At 63.7% G+C, this 15803-nt stretch carries 31 protein-coding genes and 1 pseudogene; 1 reads left to right on the top strand and 31 read right to left on the bottom strand.

The features are described 5' to 3' along the window. A partial coding sequence (locus Q1K70_RS09140; protein ID WP_300158079.1) for a flagellin occupies positions 1-240 on the top strand: 240 nt, incomplete at its 5' end. 95 nt (positions 241-335) lie between these two features. Here Q1K70_RS09140 and Q1K70_RS09135 read toward each other — a convergent pair. From Q1K70_RS09135 to tuf, 31 genes and pseudogenes are all read right to left on the bottom strand, one after another. Then, a complete protein-coding gene (locus Q1K70_RS09135) occupies positions 336-1229 on the bottom strand; it encodes a selenium metabolism-associated LysR family transcriptional regulator (protein ID WP_300158076.1) in 894 nt (297 codons plus the stop codon). An 82-nt stretch (positions 1230-1311) separates the two neighbouring features. Then, positions 1312-1749: a 50S ribosomal protein L17 gene (gene rplQ, locus Q1K70_RS09130; RefSeq protein ID WP_300158074.1), complete on the bottom strand. Its 438-nt coding sequence runs from the start codon at positions 1747-1749 to the stop codon at positions 1312-1314. After that, a complete protein-coding gene (locus tag Q1K70_RS09125; RefSeq protein WP_300158072.1) occupies positions 1739-2782 on the bottom strand; it encodes a DNA-directed RNA polymerase subunit alpha in 1044 nt (347 codons plus the stop codon). Before Q1K70_RS09125 ends, rplQ begins: the two co-directional genes overlap by 11 nt. A gap of 32 nt (positions 2783-2814) precedes the next feature. Then, positions 2815-3441, bottom strand: a complete 627-nt coding sequence (rpsD, locus tag Q1K70_RS09120; RefSeq protein ID WP_300158070.1) for a 30S ribosomal protein S4 — start codon at positions 3439-3441, stop codon at positions 2815-2817. Between the two features lie 193 nt (positions 3442-3634). Further along, on the bottom strand, positions 3635-4021 hold the full coding sequence (gene rpsK / locus Q1K70_RS09115) for a 30S ribosomal protein S11 (protein WP_029459063.1): 387 nt from the start codon (positions 4019-4021) through the stop codon (positions 3635-3637). A gap of 72 nt (positions 4022-4093) precedes the next feature. Continuing rightward, positions 4094-4465 (bottom strand): 30S ribosomal protein S13, encoded by a 372-nt coding sequence (rpsM, locus tag Q1K70_RS09110; RefSeq protein ID WP_300158068.1) that lies wholly within the window; start codon positions 4463-4465, stop codon positions 4094-4096. A 12-nt stretch (positions 4466-4477) separates the two neighbouring features. After that, complete coding sequence (gene rpmJ / locus Q1K70_RS09105; RefSeq protein WP_029459061.1) at positions 4478-4591, bottom strand: 50S ribosomal protein L36; 114 nt, start codon at positions 4589-4591, stop codon at positions 4478-4480. Between the two features lie 57 nt (positions 4592-4648). Beyond that, positions 4649-5416: a type I methionyl aminopeptidase gene (gene map, locus Q1K70_RS09100; RefSeq protein ID WP_300158065.1), complete on the bottom strand. Its 768-nt coding sequence runs from the start codon at positions 5414-5416 to the stop codon at positions 4649-4651. Between the two features lie 3 nt (positions 5417-5419). After that, positions 5420-6733: a preprotein translocase subunit SecY gene (secY, locus tag Q1K70_RS09095; RefSeq protein WP_300158063.1), complete on the bottom strand. Its 1314-nt coding sequence runs from the start codon at positions 6731-6733 to the stop codon at positions 5420-5422. Between the two features lie 12 nt (positions 6734-6745). Next, a complete protein-coding gene (rplO, locus tag Q1K70_RS09090) occupies positions 6746-7225 on the bottom strand; it encodes a 50S ribosomal protein L15 (RefSeq protein ID WP_300158061.1) in 480 nt (159 codons plus the stop codon). Continuing rightward, a complete protein-coding gene (gene rpmD, locus Q1K70_RS09085) occupies positions 7222-7401 on the bottom strand; it encodes a 50S ribosomal protein L30 (protein WP_300158059.1) in 180 nt (59 codons plus the stop codon). Before rpmD ends, rplO begins: the two co-directional genes overlap by 4 nt. 11 nt (positions 7402-7412) lie before the next feature. Then, positions 7413-7907, bottom strand: a complete 495-nt coding sequence (rpsE, locus tag Q1K70_RS09080) for a 30S ribosomal protein S5 (RefSeq protein ID WP_300158057.1) — start codon at positions 7905-7907, stop codon at positions 7413-7415. A 22-nt stretch (positions 7908-7929) separates the two neighbouring features. Then, complete coding sequence (gene rplR / locus Q1K70_RS09075; RefSeq protein WP_300158055.1) at positions 7930-8289, bottom strand: 50S ribosomal protein L18; 360 nt, start codon at positions 8287-8289, stop codon at positions 7930-7932. A gap of 9 nt (positions 8290-8298) precedes the next feature. After that, positions 8299-8838 carry a 50S ribosomal protein L6 gene (gene rplF / locus Q1K70_RS09070; protein WP_300158053.1) on the bottom strand — a complete coding sequence of 180 codons (540 nt, stop codon included), beginning with the start codon at positions 8836-8838 and terminating at the stop codon, positions 8299-8301. 25 nt (positions 8839-8863) lie between these two features. Next, positions 8864-9247 (bottom strand): 30S ribosomal protein S8, encoded by a 384-nt coding sequence (rpsH, locus tag Q1K70_RS09065; RefSeq protein ID WP_300158051.1) that lies wholly within the window; start codon positions 9245-9247, stop codon positions 8864-8866. Between the two features lie 18 nt (positions 9248-9265). Next, complete coding sequence (locus Q1K70_RS09060; protein ID WP_015859939.1) at positions 9266-9451, bottom strand: type Z 30S ribosomal protein S14; 186 nt, start codon at positions 9449-9451, stop codon at positions 9266-9268. A gap of 11 nt (positions 9452-9462) precedes the next feature. After that, entirely contained in the window at positions 9463-10002 is a 540-nt protein-coding gene (rplE, locus tag Q1K70_RS09055; RefSeq protein ID WP_300158047.1) for a 50S ribosomal protein L5, read from the bottom strand. A 17-nt stretch (positions 10003-10019) separates the two neighbouring features. Then, positions 10020-10343 (bottom strand): 50S ribosomal protein L24, encoded by a 324-nt coding sequence (gene rplX / locus Q1K70_RS09050; RefSeq protein WP_300158046.1) that lies wholly within the window; start codon positions 10341-10343, stop codon positions 10020-10022. A gap of 27 nt (positions 10344-10370) precedes the next feature. Further along, positions 10371-10739, bottom strand: a complete 369-nt coding sequence (gene rplN / locus Q1K70_RS09045) for a 50S ribosomal protein L14 (protein WP_029459050.1) — start codon at positions 10737-10739, stop codon at positions 10371-10373. Between the two features lie 10 nt (positions 10740-10749). Next, positions 10750-11010, bottom strand: a complete 261-nt coding sequence (rpsQ, locus tag Q1K70_RS09040) for a 30S ribosomal protein S17 (RefSeq protein ID WP_300158041.1) — start codon at positions 11008-11010, stop codon at positions 10750-10752. Between the two features lie 12 nt (positions 11011-11022). Further along, on the bottom strand, positions 11023-11217 hold the full coding sequence (rpmC, locus tag Q1K70_RS09035) for a 50S ribosomal protein L29 (RefSeq protein ID WP_300158039.1): 195 nt from the start codon (positions 11215-11217) through the stop codon (positions 11023-11025). Positions 11218-11219: 2 nt separating this feature from the next. After that, on the bottom strand, positions 11220-11633 hold the full coding sequence (rplP, locus tag Q1K70_RS09030; RefSeq protein WP_300158037.1) for a 50S ribosomal protein L16: 414 nt from the start codon (positions 11631-11633) through the stop codon (positions 11220-11222). Next, entirely contained in the window at positions 11633-12274 is a 642-nt protein-coding gene (gene rpsC, locus Q1K70_RS09025) for a 30S ribosomal protein S3 (RefSeq protein ID WP_300158035.1), read from the bottom strand. Before rpsC ends, rplP begins: the two co-directional genes overlap by 1 nt. A gap of 10 nt (positions 12275-12284) precedes the next feature. Further along, entirely contained in the window at positions 12285-12617 is a 333-nt protein-coding gene (rplV, locus tag Q1K70_RS09020) for a 50S ribosomal protein L22 (RefSeq protein WP_300158033.1), read from the bottom strand. Positions 12618-12647: 30 nt separating this feature from the next. Beyond that, on the bottom strand, positions 12648-12929 hold the full coding sequence (gene rpsS / locus Q1K70_RS09015; RefSeq protein WP_005993028.1) for a 30S ribosomal protein S19: 282 nt from the start codon (positions 12927-12929) through the stop codon (positions 12648-12650). Between the two features lie 12 nt (positions 12930-12941). After that, positions 12942-13772 (bottom strand): 50S ribosomal protein L2, encoded by an 831-nt coding sequence (gene rplB, locus Q1K70_RS09010; RefSeq protein WP_300158030.1) that lies wholly within the window; start codon positions 13770-13772, stop codon positions 12942-12944. Between the two features lie 2 nt (positions 13773-13774). Further along, positions 13775-14065, bottom strand: a complete 291-nt coding sequence (gene rplW, locus Q1K70_RS09005; protein WP_300158028.1) for a 50S ribosomal protein L23 — start codon at positions 14063-14065, stop codon at positions 13775-13777. Further along, positions 14052-14684, bottom strand: a complete 633-nt coding sequence (rplD, locus tag Q1K70_RS09000) for a 50S ribosomal protein L4 (RefSeq protein WP_300158026.1) — start codon at positions 14682-14684, stop codon at positions 14052-14054. Before rplD ends, rplW begins: the two co-directional genes overlap by 14 nt. Before the next feature lie 11 nt (positions 14685-14695). After that, entirely contained in the window at positions 14696-15328 is a 633-nt protein-coding gene (rplC, locus tag Q1K70_RS08995) for a 50S ribosomal protein L3 (protein ID WP_300158024.1), read from the bottom strand. A gap of 12 nt (positions 15329-15340) precedes the next feature. Beyond that, positions 15341-15658 carry a 30S ribosomal protein S10 gene (gene rpsJ / locus Q1K70_RS08990; protein WP_006920465.1) on the bottom strand — a complete coding sequence of 106 codons (318 nt, stop codon included), beginning with the start codon at positions 15656-15658 and terminating at the stop codon, positions 15341-15343. 4 nt (positions 15659-15662) lie between these two features. Continuing rightward, positions 15663-15803, bottom strand: a pseudogene (tuf, locus tag Q1K70_RS08985) (elongation factor Tu); the annotation flags it as partial.

Genomic DNA, 15803 nt, shown 5'->3' with positions numbered 1-15803 from the left:
TCCAAGGACAAGATCCGCGCCAACCTGGGCGCCCTGCAGAACCGCCTGGAGAACACCATCTCCAACCTGCAGATCCAGGCCGAAAACCTCCAGGCCGCCGAGTCCCAGATCTCGGACGTGGACGTGGCCACGGAAATGACCCAGTTCGTGCGCGAACAGATCCTGACCCAGTCCGCGGTGGCCATGCTGTCCCAGGCCAACTCCCTGCCGAAGATGGCCATGCAGCTCATCGGCGGTTAACGACCGCGCGCCAGGCCACGACAAAAGGCCCGTCCGGGAAACCGGGCGGGCCTTTTTCATTATGGAGGGGCCTTCCCGCCCCAGCCAACGAAAGGCTATTGCCCGTTGCAGCAGCTGCCGAGAAACAGGCGCTGGGCCGGGAACATGTAGCGCCGGCCGTGGTGCACCACGTAGAATTCCCGGCGCATGACCAGGCCGTCGGCGGGCAGGATGGCGATGGTTCCCCGGTCGAGGTAGTTGGCGGCGGCCATGCGCGAGATGACGGCCACGCCGAGCCCGGCTTCCACGCATTCGAGGATGGCTACGGAGGAATGGACCTGGAGCACCACGCGAAGGCTGCGCACGTCGATGTCGGCCCGGGTCAAGGCCTCCTCCAGGGCCAGCCGCGTGCCCGAGCCGGGCTCGCGCATGACCCAGGGCAGGGCCGAAAGCCGCACCTTGACGTCGTTTTCCACCAGGTAGGATCTGGCGATGGCCGGCGGCGCGATGAGCACGAGTTCGTCCTCGAGAATGGGCCGGCTGACCAGTTCCGGCTGGGAGGCGGGAGCGCCCACGATGCCGACGTGGACCGCGCCCTCGGCCACCTGATGGATGATCTCGGACGTGTCCCCTCCCCTGACCTCGATGCGCACGTCCGGGTATTTGGCCAGAAAACGGGCCACCACCTTGGGGATGATGTACTGGGCCGGGATGGTGCTGCCGCCGATGATCAGTTCGCCGGACACGCGCTTGGACAGGGCCAGGATGTCGGCCTTGGCGTGGTCGAGCTGGCTGAAGATGGTGGCGCAGTAGCGGTAGAGCACGTTGCCGGCCTGGGTCGGCAGGACGGTGCGGCCCAGGCGGTCGAAGAGCTGGGTGTCGAGCTCCTCCTCCAGGGCCATGACGTGGGCGCTGATGGTCGGCTGGGAGAGCATCAGCTCCTCGCCGGCCTTGGAAAAGCTGCGCAGGTCGTAGACTTTGGCGAAGGCCTGGAGCCGACGAATATCCATATATGGAATTCACCTCATAGGAAATATCTATATATATCGACAAGAAAAAGGCGGAACCCGAAGGTTCCGCCCGTGGTGACGCTTATTCTTGAGCCGCTTCGGGAGCCGGGGCCGTTTCGGCCGGGGCCTTTTCGGTGTCCTTGGCCGGAGCGGTCTGGCCGGCCAGGGCGGTCAGCTCGATGACGGCCATGGCGGCGCAGTCGCCGGCGCGGGGCACGCTCATCTTGACGACCCGGGTGTAGCCGCCGGGTTGCCCCTTGAAACGCGGGGCGATCTCGTCGAAGAGCCGGGCGACCAGCTGGTGGTTTTCGAGCACCTTGTAGACCAGGCGGCGGGCGTGGACGCTGTCGGTCTGGGCGAGGGTCACGAGATGCTCCACGACGCCGCGCAGTTCCTTGGCCTTGTGCTCGGTGGTGCGGATGCGCTCGTGGATAAAAAGCGAGCGCGCCATATTGCGCAGCATGGCCTTCCGATGGGAGGCGTTCCTGCCAAACTTGCGTCCGGATTTCTTATGTCTCATCGGCCTGCTTCCTCTTCAGCCATTCCTGGTATTTTTGTTCGAAGTTCTCGATGCGCATGCCGAATTCGAGGCCCATGTCCTCCAGGACCCGGCGGATTTCCTCAAGGGACTTCTTGCCGAAGTTCTTGGTCTTGAGCATCTCGTTTTCGGTCTTCTGCATCAGTTCGCCGACGGTCTGGATGTTGGCGGACTTGAGGCAGTTGGTGGCGCGCACGGAAAGTTCAAGCTCGTCGATGCTCTTGAACAGGCTCGGATTGAGTTCGATGTCGTCGCGGCGGCGCGCCTTGTCGGCCTCGGACTCCTTCTCGTCGAAATTGATGAAGACGGTGAGCTGGTCCTTGAGGATCTTGGCGCTGTAGGAGATGGCGTCCTCGGGGCTGATGGAGCCGTCGGTGGCGACTTCGAGGACGAGCTTGTCGTAGTTGGTCATCTGGCCGACACGGGCCTGCTCGATGGTGTAGGCGACCTTCTTGACCGGCGAGAAGCTGGAGTCAAGGAGAATCAGGCCGATCTCGGCGTCGAGGCCCTCGTGCATGTCGGCCGGCACGTAGCCCTTGCCCATGCGCACTTCGAGCTCCATGCGCAGTTCCCGGTCCTCGGACAGGGTGGCGATCAGCACGTCTTCGCTCAGCACGGCGACGTTCTGGTTGCCCTGGATGGCGCTGGCCAGCACCTCGCCCTTCTGGTTGGCCACCAGGGTGAGGCGCTGGGGGTCCTCGGTGGTCATGGCCAACCGGACCTGCTTGAGGTTCAGGATGATCTCGGTGACGTCCTCGATGACGCCCGGGATGGTCGAGAACTCGTGCTGCACGCCCTCGATGCGGGCGGCGACGATGGCCGCGCCCTGCAAGGAGGAAAGCAGGGTCCGGCGCAAGGCGTTGCCGAGCGTCGTGCCGAATCCGCGCTCCAGGGGCTCGCACACGAACCGGCCGACGGTATCGGTCGAGACGGGGTCGCGTTCGAGCTTCTCCGGCTTGACCAGTTCGGTCCAGTTGCGGGAGTTGATGAGCCTTTGGCCGTTGCGAATCAACATGGCGTCCCCTTATGCAAAGCGAACTTTGCCGATTACTTGGAGTAGAGCTCGACGATGAGCTGCTCGTTGATCGGGAACTGCACGTCCTCGCGGGTGGGCAGGGCGTTGACCTTGCCCTTGAGCTTCTCGCCGTCGACCTCGAGCCAAGCCGGACAGCCGCGGCGGGCGATGACCTGCTGGGCTTCCAGGATGATGGGGGACTGGCGGTTGCGCTCGCGCACTTCGATGACGTCCCCGACCTTGACCTGCAAGGAGGGGATGGTCACGCGGCGGCCATTGAGGGTGAAAATGCCATGCCGCACGAGCTGCCGGGCCTGGTTGCGCGAGTTGGCGAAACCGAGGCGGTAGATGACGTTGTCCATGCGGCGTTCGAGAAAGGAGAGCAGGTTTTCGCCGGTGACGCCTTTCTTCATGTCGGCGCGCTGGAAGTAGGCGCGGAACTGCCCTTCCAGGATGCCGTACATGCGGCGGGTCTTCTGCTTTTCGCGCAACTGGATGGCGTAGTCGCTCATCTTCTTGCGGATGCGGCCGTGCTGGCCGGGGGCGTAGGGACGACGCTCATAGGCGCACTTGTCCGTGTAGCAACGGTCGCCCTTCAAAAAAAGCTTGGCCCCTTCCCGGCGGCAAATCCGGCATTTCGCTTCTGTGTAACGTGCCAAGGTCGTTCCTCCTGAGTGCCGCGGGCCGTGGCGGCCGTAGCCTGCGCAACGCGTCCCGCATGGTGTCCGTTTCGTCCTGTCGGGCGACGTGCGCCCCCGCGGCGAACCGAAAGTCAATCCAGGCCCGACGGCGGGCCTGGCTGCAAACAAACAAGTTCCGGCGGCGCGCCGCCGGTCGAAAGCTCCCGCCCGATCAGACGCGGCGCCGTTTGGGAGGACGGCAGCCGTTGTGGGGGATCGGGGTGATGTCGCGAATGAAGCTGACCTTGAACCCGGCGTTATGGATGGCGCGCATGGCGGCCTCGCGACCGGAGCCCGGGCCCTTGACCAGGATGCCGACGGTGCGCATGCCGTTTTCCTGGGCCTTGCGGGCGGCGTTTTCCGCCGCGACCTGGGCGGCGAAGGGAGTGGACTTGCGCGAGCCCTTGAACCCGGCGCCGCCGGAGGTGGCCCAGCTGACCACGTTGCCCTTCTGGTCCGTGAAGGTCACGATGGTATTGTTAAACGAGGCCTGGATATGGGCCACGCCCACGGGAATGTTCTTGCGTTCCTTTTTGCCGGTGCGGCGCGGTTTCGCCATCACGAGTCTCCACAAAGCCCTTTCGGGTCGATTTTCCGTTTGGTGCAGGATGCCGGTCGCGACGGACGGGCGTTATTTCTTCTTCTTGGCCATCACGCCGCGACGCGGGCCCTTGCGGGTGCGCGAATTGGTGTGGGTGCGCTGGCCGCGGCAGGGCAGACCCCGGCGGTGGCGCAGGCCGCGATAGCAGCCGATGTCCATGAGGCGTTTGATATTGGCGGTCACATCACGCCGCAAATCGCCCTCGACCTTGTGATTGGCCTCGATTTCCTTGCGGATGGTGTTGGTTTCCTCGGGGGTCAGGGCGTCGGAGTTCTTGGTCCAGTCCACGCCCGTGGACTCGAGGATATGCAGTGCCGTCGCCCGACCGATGCCGAAGATGTAGGTCAGGGCGATATCCATCCGTTTGTTTTTGGGCAGGTCGACTCCCGCGATTCTGGCCACGACGTTCCTCCGTTATCCCTGGCGCTGCTTGTGCCGGGGGTTCTCGCAGATCACCCGCACGATGCCGTGGCGACGGATGATTTTGCACTTGGGACAAAGTTTTTTCACCGAGGGTTTCACTTTCATGACGCTCTCCGTCTCCTGGCGACGAAAACAACCGATGCCGCTTGGGTATCGGTCGTTTCAATCGGGCAGGCTTAAAATCCGAGGACCGTTTCTGGTCACAGCCACCGTATGCTCGAAATGGGCGGACAGGCTGCGGTCCTTGGTCACGGCGGTCCAGTTGTCCGACAGGACTTCGACATCGGGCCCGCCGGCCGTCACCATGGGTTCGATGGCCAGCACCATCCCGGGCAGGAGCGGGACGCGGGGCGCGCCCTTGGGCTCGAAATTCGGGATTTCGGGCTTTTCGTGGAGTTTCCTCCCGATGCCGTGACCAACAAACCGTCTTACAACACTTAGCCCATGGCCTTCAACATATTTCTGCACGGCCCGCGAAATGTCATACAGGTCATTGCCCGAAACCGCCTGCTCGATGCCCGCCGCGAGCGATTCCTGGGTCACCGACAAGAGCTTCGCCTTGGCCTCGTCCACCGCCCCCACCGGGACCGTGGTGGCCGAATCGCCGTAGAAGCCGTCGTACACCACGCCCATGTCGAAGCTGACGATGTCCCCCTCGACCAGCACGCGCTCCGACGGGAAGCCGTGCACCACCTCTTCGTTGACCGAGCAGCAAAGAGCGTAAGGGAATCCGTACATGCCCAGAAACGCCGGCTTCACCTTGAAATCGTCGCAGCGTTTGCGCGCGATCTCCTCGAACAACATCGTCTTGACGCCAGGCCTGACCGCTTCCCGCAGATCGCCGAGAATGATGGCCACGATGCGGCACGACTTCCGCATGGCCGCGATCTCAAGGTCGTTCTTGAGGAATATCCCCTTGACCTTCTTCAATTTCTACTGCCTGCCCTTGATTCTCCCCTTCTGCATGAGACCTTCATACTGGCGGGAGATCAGATAGGACTCGATCTGGGACATGAAGTCCATGGCCACGCCGACCACGATCAGAAGCGAAGTGCCGCCGAAATAGAACGGCACGTTGAACTCGTGGATCAGCATCATGGGCAGCACGCACACGATCGAGATGTACATGGAACCCCAGAGCGTGATGCGGGCCAGGACCTTGTCGATATATTCCTTGGTCTTGGCGCCGGGGCGGATGCCGGGGATGAACCCGCCCTGCTTGCGGATGTTCTCCGCAATGTCGTTCGGATCGAAGATGATGGCCGTGTAGAAGTAGCAGAAGAACACGATCAGGGCCACGAAGATCACGTTGTAGGTGATCGTCTGCGGACTGAACAGGGCCGCCACGTCCTTGAGCCACGGCACGCTCGAGAACTCGCCGATGGTCGCCGGGAAAAGCAGGATCGACGAGGCGAAGATCGGCGGGATGACGCCGGCCGTGTTCACGCGAAGAGGCAGGTGCGTGGTCTGGCCGCCGTACATTTTGCGCCCCACCATCCGCTTGGCGTACTGGATGGGGATGCGGCGCTGGCCGCGCTCCATGAAGACGATGGCCGCAAGCACGGCCACCATGAGCGCGACGATGAGGATCAGGACGAACAGCGACAGCTCGCCGGCCTTGAGCAGGTCCAGGGTGGACAGCACGGCCCTGGGCAGCCCGGCCACGATGCCGGCGTAGATGATCATGGAGATGCCGTTGCCGATGCCCTTCTCCGTCAGCTGCTCGCCGAGCCACATCAAAAAGACGGTGCCCGCGGTCAGGGTCAGGATGGTCATCAGGCGGAAGCCCCAGCCGGCGGCCAGAACGACCGGCGCGCCGGTGGGGCTGGCCATGCTCTCCAGGCCCACGGCGATGCCGAAGCCCTGGATGATGGTGATCAGCACCGTGCCGTAGCGGGTGTACTGGGTGATCTTCTTGCGGCCGGCCGCGCCCTCTTCCTTCTGCATCTTGGCCAGCTCGGGGCTGACCACGGTCAGCAGCTGGATGATGATGGAGGCGGAGATGTAGGGCATGATGCCCAGGGCGAAGATGGACAGGTTGCGCAAGCCGCCGCCGGAGAACATGTCGAACAGACCGAACAGGGTATTCTTGGCGCTCTCGAAAAAATCCGCCAGGGCGGCCGAATCCACGCCGGGCACGGGACCGTGCACGCCGATGCGGTAGACGGCCACCAGGACGAAAGTCCACAGGAGCTTCTTTTTGAGCTCCGGCAAACGGGCCAGATTCTCGACTCCGGTAAGGGCCACGGCAACTTCCGTTTATTCGGTAGGAGTTTCGGCGTCAGCGGCCTCGACCCCGAGGGTCACGGCCTTGCCGCCGGCGGCGGCGATCTTTTCCGCTGCCTTGGCGCTGAAGCGATGGGCTTCCACGGTGACGGCGGCGGCGACTTCGCCCTGGCTCAGGATCTTCACCAGCGCGCCGGCCTGGGCCAGCCCGCGGGCGTAGATGTCGTCCAGGCTGATGGCGTCCTTGCCCTCGAAGGCCGCGAGCAGCCGGTCGAGGTTCAGCGGCTGGTAGACCACCTTGAACTTGAAGTTCTTGAACCCGCGCTTGGGCAGGCGGCGCGCCAGCGGCATCTGGCCGCCCTCGAACCAGGGGCGCTCGGACACGCCCGAACGGGCGTTCTGGCCCTTGTTGCCCTTGCCGGCGGTGCAGCCCTGACCGGTGCCCCGGCCGCGGCCGAGGCGCTTGCGGTCCTTGCGCTCCTCGGGGAAGGGATAGAGTTCGTGCAGCTTCATGACTCGGTCACCTCAACCAGGTGCTTGACCTTCTCGATCATGCCGACGACGGTCTCGGACTTCTCGAAGGTGCGCGCCTGCCGGATTTTCGTAAGTCCCAGGGCGGCCAGGGTGCCGCGCTGCTTGGGGGTGTTGCCGTAACGGCTTCTGGCCAGGGTCACGGTAATGGTTGCCATGGCGATCTTCCTTATTTGCGCGGCGTGGCCAGGGCCTTGCCGCGCATGGCGCCGACGGAGTCGGCGCTGCGCAGCGAAGCCAGACCTTCCATGGTGGCGCGCAGGACGTTGTGCGGATTGTTGGTGCCGATGGCCTTGGTCAGGATGTCGTGGACGCCGCAGGCTTCCATGATGGCGCGCACCGGACCGCCGGCGATGATGCCGGTGCCCTTGGAGGCGGGCTTGAGCATGACGCGGCCGGCCCCGAACTGACCGAGCACCTCGTAAGGCAGGGTGCCGTCGAGCAGCGGGATGCGGATCATGCCCTTGCGGGCCTGCTCCGTGGCCTTGCGGATGGCTTCCGGAACCTCGTTGGCCTTGCCCAGCCCATAGCCGACCGACCCCTTGCCGTCGCCGACGACGACCAGGGCGCTGAAGCTGAACCGCCGGCCGCCTTTGACGACTTTGGCCACGCGGTTGAGGTACACGATCTTTTCGATCTGACCGAGGTCGGTCTGCTGTTCCATGCCGTCTTCCTTCCCGCGCTTATTAGAATTTGAGGCCGCCATCACGCGCTCCGTCGGCCAGGGCTTTGATCCGGCCGTGGTAGATGTAACCGTTGCGGTCGAAGACAACGGCGTCGATATTGCGTTCCAGGGCCTTTTGGGCCAGGTCCTTGCCCACCTTGGCGGCGGCTTCCGTGTCGGCCTTCATGGCCTCGCCGCCCTTGCCCAGGGTCAGGCTGGAAGACGACACCAGGGTCTGGCCGGTGAGGTCGTCGACGACCTGGGCGTAGATGTGCCGGTTGGACCGGAACACGACCAGCCGGGGACGCTCGGCGGTGCCGGCCAGCTTCTTGCGGATGCGGACTTTCCGGCGCGCGCGCGCCAGGGTCTTGGTCATCTTCATGGTGCGGTCCTATTTCTTGCCGCCGGACTTGCCGGCCTTGCGACGAATGGTTTCGGTGTCGTACTTGATGCCCTTGCCCTTGAACGGCTCGGGCGGACGCACGCGGCGGATGCGCGCCGCGGTCTCGCCCAGAAGCACCTTGTCGATGCCCGTCAGGGTGAGCTTGTTGCCCTCGACCTTGGCCTCGATGCCGGCCGGCAGCTTGAAGTCCACCGGGTGGGAGTAGCCCACGGCCAGGGTCACGGTGTCCGGCGAGGCGGACACCTTGTAGCCCACGCCGATGACCTCGAGGGTCTTGGAGAAGCCCTTGCTCACGCCCTCGACCAGGTTGGCCAGGAGGGTGCGGCGCAGGCCGTGCTGGGCCCGGGCCAGGCGCGTGTCGTCCACGCGGCTGACCATGACTTTGGAACCCTCGACCGCGTAGGCGATCTTGGGATGGGTGGGGGTGGACAGCTGGCCCTTGGGGCCCTTGACCGTCACCGCCTCGGGAGCCACCTCGACGGACACGCCGGAGGGAAGCTCGATTTCGCGTTTGCCTATCCTGGACATGACATCTTCTCCGCGACGTGTCTTCTTACCAGATTTCGCACAGGAGCTCGCCGCCGACCTTGAGCTCCCGGGCCTTGCCGCCCTCGAGGATGCCCCGAGAGGTGGACAGGATGCTGATGCCCAGGCCGTTTTGGACCTTGGGGATGGCCTCGGCCCCGACGTAGACGCGGCGGCCGGGCTTGCTCACCCGCTTGAGGCCCGAGATGAGCGGCTTGCCGCCCTGGTACTTGAGGCTGATGGACAGCGCGGCCTCGGCCACGGAATAATCGGCGATGTAGCCTTCCTCTTTGAGGATGGCGGCGATGGCGGCCTTGAGTTTGGAGGCCGGAATGTTCAGATCCGCGTGCAAGGCCCGGTGGGCGTTGCGGATGCGGGTGAGCATATCGGAAATAGGGTCGGTCACCGACATGGTTTCCTTCTCCTTAAGCTACCAGCTCGACTTGCGCACGCCGGGCATTTCGCCGGTCAGCGACATGTTACGGAAGCAAATGCGGCACACGCCGAACTTGCGCAGATACGCCCTGGGACGACCGCAGATGGGGCAGCGGTTGTATGCTCTGGTGGAAAACTTGGGCTTGCGGCTGGCTTTCACCATCAACGATTTGCGGGCCACGGCCGTTCTCCTTACTTTTTAAACGGCATGCCGAGGAGGTCCAGAAACATCTTGCCCTCCTTGTCGGCACGAGCCGTGGTGACGATGGTGACGTTCATGCCCTTGACGTGTTCGACGCGGTCCACGTTGATTTCCGGGAAGATCGTGTGCTCCCGGACGCCGAGGGTGAAATTGCCGCGGCCGTCGAACCCGCGATCAGGCACGCCGCGAAAGTCGCGAACCCGAGGCAGGGCGAAGTTGATCAACTTGTCGAGGAAGTCCCACATCCGATCCCGGCGAAGCGTGACACGGCAACCCACCGGCATGCCTTCCCGGAGCTTGAACGCGGCAATGGACTTGCGGGCGCGGGTCACCACGGCCTTCTGTCCAGAGATGGCGGTCAGCTCCACCACGGCTTCCTCGATGAGCTTGTTGTTGTTGCTCGCCTCACCCAAGCCCATGTTGAGCGAAATGAAGGAAAGCCGGGGGATTTGCATGCTGGAGGTGTACCCGAACGCCTTCTTCAGTTCCGGGGCTACCTTCTCGGCATAAATTTGTTCCAGGCGGGTCATACCGTTTCCTTTTCTCCTCACGCGATTTCGTGGTTGCACTTCTTGCAGAAGCGCACCTTCTTGCCGTCGGCGGTTTCCTTGTAGCCGACCTTGGTCGGCTTGGCGCAGGCGTCGCACAGCAGGGAAACGTTGGAAATGTCCAGGGGCGCTTCCTTCTCCACGATGCCGCCGGGAATCTTGGCGTAGGGATTGGCCTTGGTGTGGCGCTTGACCATGTTCACCTTTTCCACCAGCACGGAGTTCTTCTTGGGCAGGATCTTGAGCACCTTGCCCACCTTGCCCTTGTCCTTGCCGGCGGTGACCATCACCTTGTCGTTTTTCCGAATCCGATACGTTTTCATGGCTTCCTCGATGCCGCGGCCGCTGTCCTACAGGACCTCGGGGGCCAGGGACACGATCTTCATGAAGTTTTTCTGGCGCAGCTCGCGGGCTACGGGTCCGAAGATGCGGGTGCCCACCGGCTCGAGTTGCGCGGAAAGCAGCACGGCCGAGTTGGAGTCGAACTTGATGTAGGACCCGTCGGGCCGCCCCACTTCCTTTTTCGTGCGCACGACGACGGCCTTCATAACCGCGCCCTTCTTCACCTTGGAATTGGGCAGGGCGTCCTTGACCGACACGACGATGATGTCGCCGACCGAGGCGTAGCGGCGGCGGGAGCCGCCGAGCACCTTGATGCAGCTGACTTTCTTCGCGCCGGAATTGTCCGCCACGTCGAGCTGGGTTTCAACCTGGATCATGACGTCGCTCCTAGACCGCTTTTTCCATGATTTTCACGAGGTGCCAACGCTTGCGGGCGGACAGCGGACGATGCTCGATGATGCTCACCGTATCGCCGATGCCGCAGTCGTTTTGCGGATCGTGGGCCATGAACTTTTTGCGGCGACGAATGTACTTCTTGTACAGCGGGTGCTGGACCAGGGTCTCGACCATGACCACGATGGTCTTGTCGGCCTTGTCGGACACCACCACGCCGGTCAGCTGCCGGCGATTGCTCTTATGCTCTTCCATGGCGAACCCCGCTTAGGCTTGGCGCCCTTTTTCGTTTTGCACCGTCATGATGCGGGCGATGTCCTTGCGGACCTCGCGCAGACGGTGGGTCTTTTCCAGCTGCGCCGTGGCGTGCTGGAAACGCAGCTTGAAGAGCTCCTCGCGGGACTCCCCGAGCTTCTTGGCCAAGCCTTCGGCGTCGAGCTCGCGCAGTTCGGCGGTCTTCATGACTAGACGCCCTCCTTGGCCACGATCTTGGTCTTGATGGGCAGCTTGTGCATGGCGCGCGTCAGCGCTTCCTTGGCCGTCTCCATGTCCACGCCCTTGATCTCGTAGAGCACGCGGCCGGGCTTGACCGCGGCGAACCAGCCCACGGGCGCGCCCTTGCCCTTGCCCTGACGGACTTCGGCGGGCTTCTCCGTCTTGACGCGGTCCGGGAAGATGCGGATCCAGACCTTGCCGCCGCGCTTGATGTGCCGCATGATGGCGACACGGGCGGCCTCGATCTGCTGGCTGGACAGCTTGCCGTGCTCCATGGCCTTGATGCCCACCTCGCCGAAGTCGATGGAGGCGCCCTTGGTGGCCGGACCGCGCAGGCGGCCCTTCTGCATCTTGCGGTATTTGGTCTTTTTGGGGGCCAACATTACGCTTCCACCTCGTGGTCCAAAATCTCGCCTTTGAAAATCCAGACCTTCACGCCGATGACCCCGTAGGTGGTCTTGGCGATGGCGTAGCCGTAGTCGATGTCGGCGCGGAGGGTCTGCAGCGGCACGCGGCCGTCGCGGTACCACTCGGAGCGGGCGATCTCGGCCCCGGCCAGGCGGCCGGCGCAGGAGACCTTGATGCCCTCGGCCCCGAACTTGCGGGAGAGCCCGACGGTGCGCTTCATGGCCCGGCGGAAGGCCACGCGGCGCTCCAACTGCAGGGCGATGTTCTCGGCCACCAGCTGGGAGTCGATCTCGGGACGCCGGATCTCGTTGACCTCGACCGTGAATTCGCGGCCGAAGCGCTGCTTGAGGTCGCCGCGCACCTTCTCGATCTCCGTGCCCTTGCGGCCGATGACGATGCCCGGCCGGGCGGTGTGGATGATCAGGCGGATCTTGCCGCCGGCGCGTTCGATCTCGATCTTGGAAATCCCGGCGTGGTACAGGCTCTTCTTGACGAACTTCCGGATATTGTTGTCCTCGAAAACGAAGGCGGGATAGTCCTTCTTGGAAAACCAGCGGGACAGCCAATTCTTGTTGTACCCGAGCCGGAACCCGTAGGGATGTACTTTCTGGCCCATTGTGTCGCTCCTAGTTCTCGGCCACGACGACGGTGATATGGCTCGTGCGCTTGACGATCCTGAAGGCGCGGCCCATGGAGCGCGTCATGATGCGCTTCCAGGTCGGCCCCGGATTGACGATCACCTGCTTGACCGTGAGGTTGTCGATGTCCACGCCCGAAATCTGCTCCGCGTTGGCCACGGCCGAGTGCAGCACCTTGCCGATGAGCTTGGCCGATTTTTTGGGCGTGAACTTCAGTATGTTCATGGCCTCCTCAACGGGGCGGCCAAGGATGTTGGCGGCGACGAGGCGGGCCTTTTGCGGCGACACGCGGATGAATTTGGCTCTGGCTTTGGCTTCCATGGCTTTATCCCGACCGGGAACGATCCCCGGCTACTTTTTCACTTTGCTTTTCTTGTCCGCGGCATGGCCGTGGAAGGTCCGCGTAGGCGCGAACTCGCCGAGCTTGTGGCCGACCATGTTCTCGGAAACGAACACCGGGATGAACTTCTTGCCGTTGTGCACGGCGAAGGTGAGCCCCACCATCTCGGGCAGGATCATGGACCGGCGCGACCAGGTCTTGATCACGCGGCGGTCCTTGTTCTCCACGGCGTAGGCGACCTTTTTTTCCAGATGCCCGTCAACGAACGGACCCTTTTTGAGCGACCGAGGCATAGGCGTTCCCTCTTACTTTTGTCCGCGCCGCTTGGCGATAAGCTTGGACGAGGCCTTTTTCTTGTTGCGGGTCTTGTAGCCCTTGGTCGGCGTGCCCCAGGGGGTGACCGGATGCCGGCCGCCCGAACTCTTGCCCTCGCCGCCGCCATGCGGGTGATCGACCGGGTTCATGGCCACGCCGCGAACCTCGGGCCGTTTGCCGAGCCAGCGGTTGCGGCCGGCCTTGCCGATGGAGATGTTCTCGTGCATCACGTTGCCGACCTGGCCGACGGTGGCCAGGCACGAGGCCAGGATGTTGCGCACTTCGCCCGAGGGCAGGCGCAGCAGGGCGTATTTGCCCTCCTTGGCCACGAGCTGGGCGTAGGTGCCGGCGGCGCGGCAGATCTGGCCGCCCTTGCCCGGCGCGAGCTCGATGTTGTGCAGCAGCGTGCCGACGGGAATTTTCTTCAGCGGCAGGGCATTGCCCGGCTTGATGTCGGCCCCGTCGCCGGCGGTGACCATGTCGCCGACGGACATGCCAACCGGCGCCAAAATGTAACGTTTCTCACCATCGGCGTAATGCAAAAGCGCAATTCGGGCGCTACGGTTGGGGTCGTACTCCACGGAGAAGACCTTGGCCGGAACGTTGAACTTGTCGCGCTTGAAGTCGATGATGCGATACAGGCGCTTGTTGCCGCCGCCCCGCCGCCGCGAGGTGATCCGGCCGTAGCAGTTGCGGCCGGAGGCGCGGGGAAGGCCCTCGACGAGGGACTTCTCGGGCTCGGTCCGGGTGATCTCCTCGAAGGTGGAGACCGTCTGGAACCGGCGGCCGGCCGACGTGGGCTTGAGCTTGCGGATGGACATGACTAAACCCCTTCGAAGAACTCTATTTTATCGCCCTGGGCCAGGGTCACGTAGGCTTTCTTGTAGCCGGGGATGCGCCCCGTCACCTTGCCCATGCGCGACCGGGCCAGGGGGCGGCGCTTGACCACCCGCACGCCGGCGACCTTCACCGAAAACGCCTTTTCCACGGCCTTGGCGATTTCGATCTTGTTCGCCTCGGGGTGGACGAAAAAAACCACCTGGTTGGCGGCTTCCTTCATCATGGTGGCCTTCTCGGAAACCAGGGGCCGCAGCAGAATGTTAGCGTACTCCATGACCGAGCCTCTCCTGGACCTTAAGCGCCGCGTCCTTGACCATGACCAGGTGGTCGTGGCGCAGGACGTCATACACGTTGAGCATATCTTCCCGCACGACTTTGATGCCGGGAAGGTTCCTGGCGGAAAGCTCGAGATTGTTATCCGAAGCGGGCAGAACAATCAAGGCTTTTTTGAGCCCGAAATCCGAAGTCACCTTGGCCATGTGCTTGGTCTTGATCTCCGGCACGGACAGGGCGTCCACCACCAGCAGGGAGGCGTCGCCGAGCTTGGCCGACAGGGCCATGCGCAGGGCCAGCTGGCGCACCTTGCGGTTGACCTTGAAAGTGTAGTCCCGGGGCTCGGGCCCGTGGACGACGGCGCCGCCGCGCCACAGGGGCGAGCGGGTGGAGCCGGCGCGGGCGCGGCCCGTGCCCTTCTGCCGCCAGGGCTTCTTGCCGCCGCCGCTGACGTAGGCGCGGGTCTTGACGCTGTGCGTGCCGGCGCGCTTGGCGGCGAGCTGGGCCCGCACCACCAGGTGCAGCAGCTCGGGCTGGACCTCGACCTCGAAGACCTCGGGAGCCAGATCGACGGTGCCGATCTCCTGGCTCGTCTGGTCGAAAAGCTTTACGTTTGCCATGATTGTACCCGTTACCCCTGCTTGCGCACCATGACCACGCAGTTGCGCGGTCCGGGCACCTGACCCTTGACCAGGATCAGGTTCTGTTCCGGGCGGACGTCGACGACCTCGATGCCCATGACGGTCACGGTGCGCGCCCCCATGTGGCCGGCCATCTTCTTGCCCTTCATGACCTTGCCCGGCTCGGTGTTGTTGCCGATGGAACCGCCGGAGCGATGGGCCTTCTCCGTGCCGTGGGTCTTTTTGAGGCCCGCGAAGTTCCAGCGCTTCATGACGCCGGCGAAGCCCTTGCCGATGGAGGTGCCGGTGACCTTGACGGTCTCGCCCGGGGCGAAGATGTCCACGGTCACGTCCATGCCCTGCTCGAAGGCCGAGGGGCCGTCCAGGCGGATCTCGCGCAGCACCCGGAAGTAGCCGCGACCGGCCTTGTCCAGGTGGCCCTTGGCGGGCTTGTTGACCTTGCGTTCCGGGATCGTGTCGAACCCGATCTGCATGGCGTTGTACCCGTCCTTGTCCATGGTCTTGACCTGGGTGACGGGGCAGGGGCCGGCCTCGATGACCGTGACCGGGATAATGGATCCGTCGTCGCCGAAAATCCGGGTCATGCCCAGTTTCCGGCCAAGTATTCCAAGCGTGGCAGCCATGCCGACCTTCCCTTAGAGCTTGATTTCCACGTCGACGCCGGCGGGCAGGCTCAGCTTGCCGAGCGCGTCCACCGTCTGCTGCGTGGGCTCCATAATGTCCAGAAGCCGTTTGTGAACCCGCATCTCGAACTGTTCCCGGGACTTCTTGTCCACGTGAACGGAGCGGTTGACCGTGACCTTGTGGATGTCCGTGGGCAGCGGGATGGGCCCGGCCACGCCCGCGCCGGTGTTGCGCGCGGTATCCACGATTTCGGCCACCGCCTTGTCCAGAATGCGGTAGTCGTAAGCCTTGAGTTTGATGCGAATGCGATCGTTTTGCATGGAAACCATGATATTACTCCACGATTTCCGACACGACGCCGGCGCCGACGGTGCGGCCGCCTTCGCGGATGGCGAAGCGCAGGCCCTTCTCCATGGCGATGGGGGCGATCAGCTCCACGTTGAACGTGGCGTTGTCGCCGGGCATCACCATCTC

It is taken from the genome of Solidesulfovibrio sp. (assembly GCF_029978005.1).
In the GTDB taxonomy this organism is placed as follows: Bacteria; Desulfobacterota; Desulfovibrionia; order Desulfovibrionales; family Desulfovibrionaceae; genus Solidesulfovibrio.
This window is presented reverse-complemented; position numbering and strand designations above follow the sequence as displayed.

Coding starts and splice junctions, on each gene's coding strand:
- Q1K70_RS09135 (WP_300158076.1), bottom strand. CDS start 1,229: ATGGATATTCGTCGGCTCCAGGCCTTCGCCAAAGTCTACGACCTGCGC.
- rplQ (WP_300158074.1), bottom strand. CDS start 1,749: ATGAGACATAAGAAATCCGGACGCAAGTTTGGCAGGAACGCCTCCCAT.
- Q1K70_RS09125 (WP_300158072.1), bottom strand. CDS start 2,782: ATGTTGATTCGCAACGGCCAAAGGCTCATCAACTCCCGCAACTGGACC.
- rpsK (WP_029459063.1), bottom strand. CDS start 4,021: ATGGCGAAACCGCGCCGCACCGGCAAAAAGGAACGCAAGAACATTCCC.
- rpmJ (WP_029459061.1), bottom strand. CDS start 4,591: ATGAAAGTGAAACCCTCGGTGAAAAAACTTTGTCCCAAGTGCAAAATC.
- rplO (WP_300158061.1), bottom strand. CDS start 7,225: ATGAAGCTGCACGAACTCTATCCCTTCCCCGAGGAGCGCAAGGACCGC.
- rpmD (WP_300158059.1), bottom strand. CDS start 7,401: ATGGCAACCATTACCGTGACCCTGGCCAGAAGCCGTTACGGCAACACC.
- rpsE (WP_300158057.1), bottom strand. CDS start 7,907: ATGGAACAGCAGACCGACCTCGGTCAGATCGAAAAGATCGTGTACCTC.
- rplR (WP_300158055.1), bottom strand. CDS start 8,289: ATGAAGATGACCAAGACCCTGGCGCGCGCGCGCCGGAAAGTCCGCATC.
- rplF (WP_300158053.1), bottom strand. CDS start 8,838: ATGTCCAGGATAGGCAAACGCGAAATCGAGCTTCCCTCCGGCGTGTCC.
- rpsH (WP_300158051.1), bottom strand. CDS start 9,247: ATGTCGGTGACCGACCCTATTTCCGATATGCTCACCCGCATCCGCAAC.
- rplE (WP_300158047.1), bottom strand. CDS start 10,002: ATGACCCGCCTGGAACAAATTTATGCCGAGAAGGTAGCCCCGGAACTG.
- rplX (WP_300158046.1), bottom strand. CDS start 10,343: ATGAAAACGTATCGGATTCGGAAAAACGACAAGGTGATGGTCACCGCC.
- rplN (WP_029459050.1), bottom strand. CDS start 10,739: ATGATCCAGGTTGAAACCCAGCTCGACGTGGCGGACAATTCCGGCGCG.
- rpsQ (WP_300158041.1), bottom strand. CDS start 11,010: ATGGAAGAGCATAAGAGCAATCGCCGGCAGCTGACCGGCGTGGTGGTG.
- rpmC (WP_300158039.1), bottom strand. CDS start 11,217: ATGAAGACCGCCGAACTGCGCGAGCTCGACGCCGAAGGCTTGGCCAAG.
- rplP (WP_300158037.1), bottom strand. CDS start 11,633: ATGTTGGCCCCCAAAAAGACCAAATACCGCAAGATGCAGAAGGGCCGC.
- rpsC (WP_300158035.1), bottom strand. CDS start 12,274: ATGGGCCAGAAAGTACATCCCTACGGGTTCCGGCTCGGGTACAACAAG.
- rplV (WP_300158033.1), bottom strand. CDS start 12,617: ATGGAAGCCAAAGCCAGAGCCAAATTCATCCGCGTGTCGCCGCAAAAG.
- rpsS (WP_005993028.1), bottom strand. CDS start 12,929: ATGCCTCGGTCGCTCAAAAAGGGTCCGTTCGTTGACGGGCATCTGGAA.
- rplB (WP_300158030.1), bottom strand. CDS start 13,772: ATGTCCATCCGCAAGCTCAAGCCCACGTCGGCCGGCCGCCGGTTCCAG.
- rplW (WP_300158028.1), bottom strand. CDS start 14,065: ATGGAGTACGCTAACATTCTGCTGCGGCCCCTGGTTTCCGAGAAGGCC.
- rplD (WP_300158026.1), bottom strand. CDS start 14,684: ATGGCAAACGTAAAGCTTTTCGACCAGACGAGCCAGGAGATCGGCACC.
- rplC (WP_300158024.1), bottom strand. CDS start 15,328: ATGGCTGCCACGCTTGGAATACTTGGCCGGAAACTGGGCATGACCCGG.
- rpsJ (WP_006920465.1), bottom strand. CDS start 15,658: ATGGTTTCCATGCAAAACGATCGCATTCGCATCAAACTCAAGGCTTAC.